Annotated in this window: 7 protein-coding genes; 6 read left to right on the top strand and 1 reads right to left on the bottom strand. The window is 71.2% G+C overall.

Features of this window, described 5'->3' with window-relative positions; genetic code table 11:
- From VFF97_RS16325 to VFF97_RS16340, 4 genes are all read left to right on the top strand, one after another.
- On the top strand, positions 1-661 hold a 661-nt coding region (locus VFF97_RS16325; protein ID WP_325034561.1), incomplete at its 5' end, for a cysteine desulfurase family protein.
- Positions 662-708: 47 nt separating this feature from the next.
- Positions 709-1,806, top strand: coding sequence for a tRNA 2-thiouridine(34) synthase MnmA (gene mnmA / locus VFF97_RS16330; protein ID WP_325034562.1), 1,098 nt, complete (start codon positions 709-711; stop codon positions 1,804-1,806).
- Between the two features lie 47 nt (positions 1,807-1,853).
- Positions 1,854-4,187 carry an NAD-dependent DNA ligase LigA gene (ligA, locus tag VFF97_RS16335; RefSeq protein WP_325034563.1) on the top strand — a complete coding sequence of 778 codons (2,334 nt, stop codon included), beginning with the start codon at positions 1,854-1,856 and terminating at the stop codon, positions 4,185-4,187.
- A 7-nt stretch (positions 4,188-4,194) separates the two neighbouring features.
- The gene (locus VFF97_RS16340; protein ID WP_325034564.1) at positions 4,195-4,500 is read left to right on the top strand and encodes a YciI family protein; all 306 of its coding nucleotides are present in this window, start codon (positions 4,195-4,197) and stop codon (positions 4,498-4,500) included.
- A 3-nt stretch (positions 4,501-4,503) separates the two neighbouring features.
- Here the strand turns inward: VFF97_RS16340 and VFF97_RS16345 are convergent, their stop codons facing one another.
- Complete coding sequence (locus tag VFF97_RS16345; protein ID WP_325034565.1) at positions 4,504-6,207, bottom strand: long-chain-fatty-acid--CoA ligase; 1,704 nt, start codon at positions 6,205-6,207, stop codon at positions 4,504-4,506.
- A 57-nt stretch (positions 6,208-6,264) separates the two neighbouring features.
- Here VFF97_RS16345 and gatC point away from each other — a divergent pair, with 57 nt between their 5' ends.
- Complete coding sequence (gatC, locus tag VFF97_RS16350; RefSeq protein ID WP_325034566.1) at positions 6,265-6,564, top strand: Asp-tRNA(Asn)/Glu-tRNA(Gln) amidotransferase subunit GatC; 300 nt, start codon at positions 6,265-6,267, stop codon at positions 6,562-6,564.
- Between the two features lie 8 nt (positions 6,565-6,572).
- The coding region (gene gatA / locus VFF97_RS16355) for an Asp-tRNA(Asn)/Glu-tRNA(Gln) amidotransferase subunit GatA (protein WP_325034567.1) at positions 6,573-8,147 on the top strand (1,575 nt) is incomplete at its 3' end.

The following is an 8,147-nucleotide window of genomic DNA, read 5'->3' on the forward strand; positions in this document are numbered from 1 at the left end:
GCTGCACCTCGATGCGGTCGCGGCGTTCGGGCACGTGCCGGTCGACTTCGACGGGTGGCGAGCGGATGCCGCACCCACCGCCGGCCTCGTCGCGATGAGCCTGTCCGCGCACAAGATCGGCGGCCCGGTCGGGGTCGGCGCTCTCCTCGTGTCGCGCACAGCGACGATCGCCCCGCTCGTGCACGGCGGCGGTCAGCAGCGCTCGCTGCGAGCCGGGACGCAGGATGTCGCCGGCGCGGTGGCGTTCGCCGTCGCAGCCGAGCTGGCCGAAGCGGAGCGCGAAGCCGAGGCAGAGCGACTCGCGGCGTTGCGCGAGAAGCTCGTCGACGGGATCCGGTCCTCCGTCCCGGATGCCGAGTTGCTCGGCGATCCGGTCGACCGCGTGCCGGGCAACGCGCACGTGCTGTTTCCCGGGGCACGCGGCGAGACGCTGCTGTTCCTGCTCGATCAAGCGGGGATCGCCGTTTCGACGGGGTCGGCGTGCCAGGCGGGGGTGCCCGAGCCGTCGCACGTCGTGCTCGCGCTGGGGCGGAGCGCCGACGAGGCGCGCGAGGTCCTGCGACTCACCCTCGGACGCACGTCGACCGACGCCGACGTCGACGCCCTGCTGCGGGCGCTGCCGTCGGCCGTGGAGCGGGCGCGCGCGGCATCCGCCCGGTGATCTCCCGCATCCGGCTCGGTTCCAGGTGGCGCTCGTAGACTTGTCGAATGCGCATCCTGGCGGCCATGAGCGGCGGAGTCGACTCCGCCGTCGCCGCCGCGCGCGCGGTCGAGGCCGGCCATGACGTCGTCGGAGTGCACCTCGCGCTCTCGCGGGCGGGCGGCACGCTGCGCACCGGCAGCCGCGGCTGCTGCACGATCGAGGACGCGATGGACGCGCGCCGCGCGGCCGACCGCCTGGGGATTCCGTTCTATGTGTGGGACTTCTCCGAGCGCTTCCGCGACGACGTGATCGACGACTTCATCGCCGAGTACCGCGCCGGTCGCACGCCCAACCCGTGCATGCGCTGCAACGAGAAGATCAAGTTCGCGGCGCTCCTGGAGCGCGCGCTCGAGCTCGGCTTCGACGCCGTGTGCACGGGTCATTACGCGAAGCTCATCGACGGCCCCGAGGGCCTCGAGCTGCACCGGGCATCGGATGCCGCCAAGGACCAGTCCTACGTGCTCGGAGTCCTCACGGCCGAGCAGCTCGCGCACACGTACTTTCCGCTCGGGTCGACGCCGTCGAAGGCGCTCGTGCGGGCCGAGGCCGAGGAGCGCGGACTGGCGGTCGCGCACAAGCCCGACAGCCACGACATCTGCTTCATCCCCGACGGCGACACGCGCGGCTGGCTCGCCGAGAAGGTCGGCACCGCCCCCGGTGAGATCGTCGACCGCACCGGAGCCGTCGTCGGAAAGCACGAGGGAGCGCACGCGTTCACGGTCGGACAGCGTCGCGGCCTCTCGCTCGGCGTGCCCGCGCCCGACGGCAAGCCTCGTTTCGTGCTCGAGGTGCGACCCGTCTCGAACACGGTGGTCGTCGGCCCGAAGGAGGCGCTCGCGACGGCCGAGATCGCGGGGGAGCGGTTCACGTGGGCCGGTCGCGCTCCGTCGACCGCCGAGTTCGCGTGCGACGTGCAGATCCGTGCGCACGCCGATCCCGTGGCCGCGCACGCGGTCCTCGCCGACGGCGTCGTGACGGTGCGCCCCGAAGTGCCGTTCGAGGGCGTCGCGCCCGGGCAGACGGCCGTGATGTACGACGGAACGCGCGTCATCGGGCAGTTCACGATCGACCGCACGGTGTCGGCCGTGCCGGTCGGCGCGTGACGCGCAAGCCCGCTTCCGCTGTCGGAGGGCGCTCCTAGACTGACCCTGTGACGGATGCCGCGCCCACCGAACTCCCTGAACTGACGCTCGAAGAGGCCCGTGCAGAGGCGCAGTCGTTGACCGACCGCATCATCGCAGCGCGCGACGCGTACTACGGCGAAGACACCGTCATCGTCGACGACGCGACGTACGACGGGTGGATGCACCGCCTCGAAGAGCTCGAACGCCTCTATCCCGAGCTGCAGGGTCAGGACTCGCCGACGCAGACCGTCGGGGCCGCCGAGAGCTCGATGTTCGCGCCGGTCGAGCACGCCGAGCGCATGCTCAGCCTCGACAACGTCTTCAGCGAGGACGAGCTGCGCGACTGGTGCCGCAAGGCGCAGACCGGCGCGGGCCGCGCCGTGCGGTGGCTCACCGAGCTCAAGATCGACGGGCTCGCGATCAGCCTCCGCTACGAGAACGGCGTGCTCACATCCGCGGCGACGCGCGGCGACGGGCGCATCGGCGAAGACGTCACCGTCAACGCGCTGCGCGTGCACGGCATCCCGAAGCGGCTCTCGGGCACGGGGCATCCGCCCCTCGTCGAGGTCCGCGGTGAGGTGTTCATCCCGGTCGCCGAATTCGAGAAGCTCAACGCGCTGCAGGCCGACCTGCGCGAGCGCGTCATCGCGGATGCCGTCAAGCGAGGCACCGATGAGGAGCGGGCGCGCCGCTCCGCGGACCGTCGCTTCCCGGCATTCGCGAACCCCCGCAACGCGGCGAGCGGCGGCCTGCGCCAGCAGCTCGACAAGAAGGACGGACTCGAGCTCGAGGCGGGCGAGGCGCGCCTCGCATCGCTGCGACTGTTCGTGCACGGGATCGGCGCGTGGCAGAACCCGCCTGTGGCCTCGCAGAGCGAGATCTACGGCCTGCTCGCCGAGTGGGGTCTTCCCACGAGTCCGTACTTCCGCACAACCGACACGATCGACGGCGTCATCGAGTTCGTCGAGCACTACGGGCAGCACCGCCACGACGTCGAGCACGAGATCGACGGCATCGTCGTGAAGGTCGACGAGCTGGCGCTGCACGACGAGCTCGGCGCGACGAGCCGCGCCCCGCGCTGGGCGATCGCCTACAAGTACCCGCCCGAGCAGGTGAACACGAAGCTGCTCGACATCGTCGTGTCGGTCGGCCGCACGGGCCGTGCGACCCCGTTCGCCGTGATGGCACCGGCGCGCGTGTCGGGCAGCGTCGTGCGCCAGGCGACGCTCCACAACCAGGACGTCGTGCGCGTGAAGGGCGTGCTCATCGGCGACACCGTCGTGCTGCGCAAGGCGGGCGACGTGATCCCCGAGATCCTGGGGCCCGTCGTCGAGCTGCGCGACGGCACCGAGCGCGAGTTCGTCATGCCCGAGAACTGCCCCGAATGCGGCTACAAGCTCGCGCCGGCGAAGGAGGGCGACGTCGACCTGAGGTGCCCCAACACCCGCTCGTGCCCCGCGCAGGTGCGCGGTCGGGTCGAGCACATCGGCTCCCGCTCGGCGCTCGACATCGAGGCCCTCGGCGAGGTGACGGCCGCCGCGCTCACGCAGCCCTCGGTGCCCGAGGTGCCGCCGCTCGAGACCGAGGCGCGACTGTTCGACCTCACCGTAGACGAGCTCGTGCCGATCGAAGTCGTCGTGCGCGACTCCGAGACGGGAGAGATCAAGGTCGACGAGAAGACGGGCGAGCCGGTACGACGCGCGCCGTTCCGCCGCAACCCGTCACCGGCTGAGAAGAAGGCGGGACTCACCGGACCGCAGCCGTCGGCACAGGCGCTCACGCTGCTCGATCAACTCGAGAAGGCGAAGACGAAGGAGCTGTGGCGCTTCCTCGTCGCGCTCAACATCCGCCACGTCGGGCCCGTGGCCGCGCGAGCGCTCGCGCAGTGGTTCGGCTCGGTCGACGCCATCCGCGCGGCGACGCGCGACGAGCTCGCGGCGGTGGAGGGCGTCGGCGGGATCATCGCCGACTCGGTGCGCGACTGGTTCGAAGTGGACTGGCACCTCGAGATCGTCGAGAGATGGGCAGCCGCGGGCGCGCAGCTCGCGACGCCGGGCCACCCCGGCCCCGGCGGCGCGGTCGCCGCGGGCGGCGTGCTCGAGGGCATCACGGTCGTCGCGACCGGCAGCCTCGAAGGCTACACGCGCGAGGGCGCCCAGGAGGCGATCATCGCCGCCGGTGGAAAGGCCGCGTCCAGCGTCTCGAAGAAGACGGACTTCGTGGCCGCCGGCCCGGGCGCCGGCTCGAAACTCGCGAGGGCCGAGGAGCTCGGGGTGCGCATCATCGACGCGGCGCAGTTCAAGATCCTCGTCGAGCAGGGGCCCGCGGCACTCGACGCACTCGCACCCGACGCGGGGTGATTCACGGATGCAGTGGCTGTACCGCATCGTGCCGGCGCGTCCTGAGATGCCCGGTGCGCCCACTCCCGAAGAAGCGGCACTCGCGAGCGCGCACTTCGACTACCTGCTCCAGCTCAAGGAGCGCGGTGTCCTGATCCTCGCCGGCCGCACCCAGGAGGACGTCGGCACGTTCGGGATCGTGATCTTCGAGGCGCCGGATCGGGCATCCGCGCGTGCCGTCGCCGAAGCCGACCCGGCTGTCGCCGGTGGCGTGTTCACGATGACGCTGCACCCGTACGCCGTCGCCGTCGCGCGCGATGGCCTCGGCGGGTGACGGTCAGCCGCCGCTGTTCAGCTGCAGCAGCGACTCGCGCACCTGCCGGCGGAGTACCTTGCCGATGAGCGACTTCGGCAGCTCATCCACGACGAAGATGCGCCGGGGCACCTTGTAGGGCGTCAGAATGCCGCGCGCGAAGGCGCGCACCGCCTCGACGTCGAGCTCGTCCACGTCGGGGGAGCACACGACCGCTGCCACGACCTCTTCGCCGGACTTCTCGCTGGGCAGGCCGACGACGGCGGCGTCCTCGATGTCGGGGTGCTGGCGCAGAGCCGCCTCGACCTCGGTCGGGGCCACGTTGAAGCCGCCCGTGATGATCAGCTCCTTGATGCGGTCGACGATCCGCACGAAGCCGGCGTCGTCGATGGTGACGATGTCGCCCGTTCGGAACCAGCCGTCGACGAAGACGCGCTCCGTCTCCTCCGGCTTGCCGTAGTAGCCCTGGAAGACCTGCGGTCCGCGCACGACGAGCTCACCGCGCTCGCCCGGCGCGACGTTCCGCGTCGGATCGTCGGGATCGACGACGCGGCACTCCGTCCCGGGCAGGGGAAGGCCCACGGTGCCGGGAACGCGGTGGGGGGCGACGGGGTTCGCCATGAGCACGGGCGAGCACTCCGACAGCCCGTAGCCCTCGACGAGGTATCCGCCCGTCGCCTCCTCGAACGGCACGACGAGCTCGTGGGGCAGCGCCATCGCGCCCGAGATCGCGATCTCGGTGCCGGCGAGCGACACGCCCTTGTCCTTCGCGGCCTGGAGCAGTCGGGCGGCGATCGGCGGCACAAGCGGGAGGAAGGTCGCCGGATGCTTCTTCGTCACCTCGAGCACCATGTCGGGGTCGAAGCGCGGGAAGAGCACGAGCCGGGCGCCCATCGACATCGCGAACGTGAGGCAGAGCGTCAGCCCGTAGGCGTGGAACATCGGCAGAACGGCGTAGACGACGCATCCGTGCCCGCGCTTGATCGACGGAACCCACGCGCGCGCCTGCGCGGCGTTCGACAGCAGGTTGCGATGCGTGAGGACGGCGCCTTTCGGGGTTCCCGTCGTGCCGCTCGTGTACTGGATGATCGCGACGTCGTCGGTCGCGGGGCGGGGTGCGCTCGCGGGGATCGGCTCGGACTTGACCAGGTCCTCCCACGGCGTGACGCCCCGCACCGGCTCGTGCAGCGCCTCTCGTGCCTCGCGGGCCTTCGCGATCGGGAGCTTGAGGGCGAGGCGCGTGCCGAGCGGCATCGCCTTCGTGATGTTGACCGAGATGAGCTCGTGCACGCGCAGGTCGTCGGGGAAGTCCTGGATCGTGGGGACGACCTTGCTCCACGCGATGACGTGGTTCGCGCCGTGGTCCTCGAACTGCTTGCGCAGCTCACGCGGCGTGTAGAGCGGGTTGTGCTCGATGACGACGCCGCCGACGCGCAGCACCGCGTAGAACGCGACGATGTGCTGCGGGCAGTTCGGCAGCACGATCGCGACCGGGTCGCCGGGGCCGACGCCGCGGTCGCGCAGCGCCGACGCGACGCGCTCGATCTGCTGCTGCAGCTCGCGGTACGACATCGTGCGCCCGAAGAACTGGAGGGCCGGGGCATCCGGATAATCCCGCGCCGAGGCCTCGACGATGTCGATCAGTGAGCCGGTGACCGGTTCGAGATCCTCGGGCACGCCCTCGGCGTAACTCGCGATCCAGGGGCGGGGAGGGTCGTACGTCGTCACGCGACCAGACTACGCCCGCGCTCAAAGGGGCACCGGAGCGCAACCTAGAATGGGCTGGTGTCTGAAATCACCCCCGATCTCGTGCGCCATCTCGGCGTGCTCGCCCGGATCCAGCTGAGCGACGCGGAGGTCGAGCGCCTCACCGGCCAGCTCGACGTCATCGTCGACAACATCGCGAAGGTCTCGCAGGTCGCGACGCCCGACGTCCCGGCGACGAGCCACCCGATCGCCATGAGCAACGTCTTCCGACCCGACGTCGTGGGCGACATGCTGACGCCCGAGCAGGTGCTGCAGAACGCGCCGGATGCCGCAGACGGCCGCTTCCGCGTGACCGCGATCCTCGGCGAAGAGCAGTAGGGGGAGTCGTGACCGATCTCACGAAGCTGAGCGCCGCCGCGCTCGCCGACAAGCTCGCCTCGGGCGAGGTGTCCAGCGTCGAGGCGACCCAGGCGCACCTCGACCGCATCGCCGCCGTCGACGGCGACGTCCACGCCTTCCTGCACGTGAGCGACCACGCGCTGGATGTCGCGGCCGACATCGACCGCCGTCGCGCGGCGGGGGAGCAGCTGGGTCCTGTCGCGGGCGTGCCGCTCGCGATCAAGGACGTGCTCGTGACGACCGACATGCCGTCCACGAGCGGGTCCAAGATCCTCGAGGGCTTCATGTCGCCCTACGACGCGACGGTCGTGGCGCGCTCGCGCGCGGCAGGCCTCGTGCCGCTCGGCAAGACGAACATGGACGAGTTCGCGATGGGCTCGTCGACAGAGCACTCCGCGTACGGTCCCACGCGCAACCCGTGGGACCTCGAGCGCATCCCCGGCGGCTCGGGCGGCGGTTCCGCCGCGGCCGTCGCGGCGTTCGAGGCGCCGCTCGCGCTCGGATCCGACACCGGCGGCTCGATCCGCCAGCCCGCGCACGTCACCGGCACCGTCGGCATGAAGCCGACCTACGGCGGCGTGAGCCGCTACGGGGCCATCGCACTCGCGTCGTCGCTCGACCAGGTGGGTCCCGTGACGCGCACGGTGCTCGATGCCGGCCTGCTGCATGACGTCATCGGCGGGCACGACCCGCACGACGCGACCTCGCTCACCGACGAGTGGCCCTCGTTCGCGGCCGCTGCGCGAGAGGGAGCTACCGGCGACGTGCTCAAGGGGCTCAAGGTCGGCGTCATCCGCGAGCTGCCCGACAGCGGGTTCCAGTCGGGTGTGTCGGAGTCGTTCCGCGCGGCGATCGCCGCGATGGAGGCGCAGGGCGCCGAGATCGTCGAGGTGAGCGCGCCGCACTTCGAGTACGGCGTCGCCGCGTACTACCTGATCCTCCCGGCCGAGGCGTCGAGCAACCTCGCGAAGTTCGACTCGGTGCGCTTCGGCCTGCGGGTCGACGTTCCCGGCGGCACCGTCGAAGACGTCATGGCCGCGACTCGCGAGGCCGGCTTCGGCGATGAGGTGAAGCGGCGCGTGATCCTCGGCACGTACGCCCTGTCGGCGGGCTACTACGACGCGTACTACGGCTCGGCCCAGAAGGTCCGCACGCTCATCCAGCGCGACTTCGACGAGGCGTTCGCGCAGGTCGACGTCATCGCCACGCCGTCGGCGCCGACCACGGCGTTCAAGCTCGGTGAGAAGATCGACGACCCGATGCAGATGTACCTCAACGACGTGACGACGATCCCCGCGAACCTCGCGGGCGTGCCCGGCATCTCGATCCCGTCGGGTCTCGCGCCGGAGGACGGCCTGCCCGTCGGCATCCAATTCCTCGCTCCCGCGCGCGAGGACGCCCGTCTTTACCGCGTGGGCGCCGCACTCGAGGCGCTGCTCGTCGAGTCGTGGGGCGGGCCGCTGCTCGACCGCGCGCCGGCCCTTCGACAGGCTCAGGGACCGACCGGACAGGCTCAGGGACCGACCGGACAGGCTCAGGGACCGACCGGACAGGCTCAGGGA

This window comes from Microbacterium sp. (assembly GCF_035687345.1).
GTDB lineage: Bacteria > Actinomycetota > Actinomycetes > Actinomycetales > Microbacteriaceae > Microbacterium.

Bases quoted from the DNA above. Each gene is read 5' to 3' on its own strand.
- mnmA (WP_325034562.1), top strand. From the start codon at position 709: ATGCGCATCCTGGCGGCCATGAGCGGCGGAGTCGACTCCGCCGTCGCC.
- VFF97_RS16340 (WP_325034564.1), top strand. From the start codon at position 4,195: ATGCAGTGGCTGTACCGCATCGTGCCGGCGCGTCCTGAGATGCCCGGT.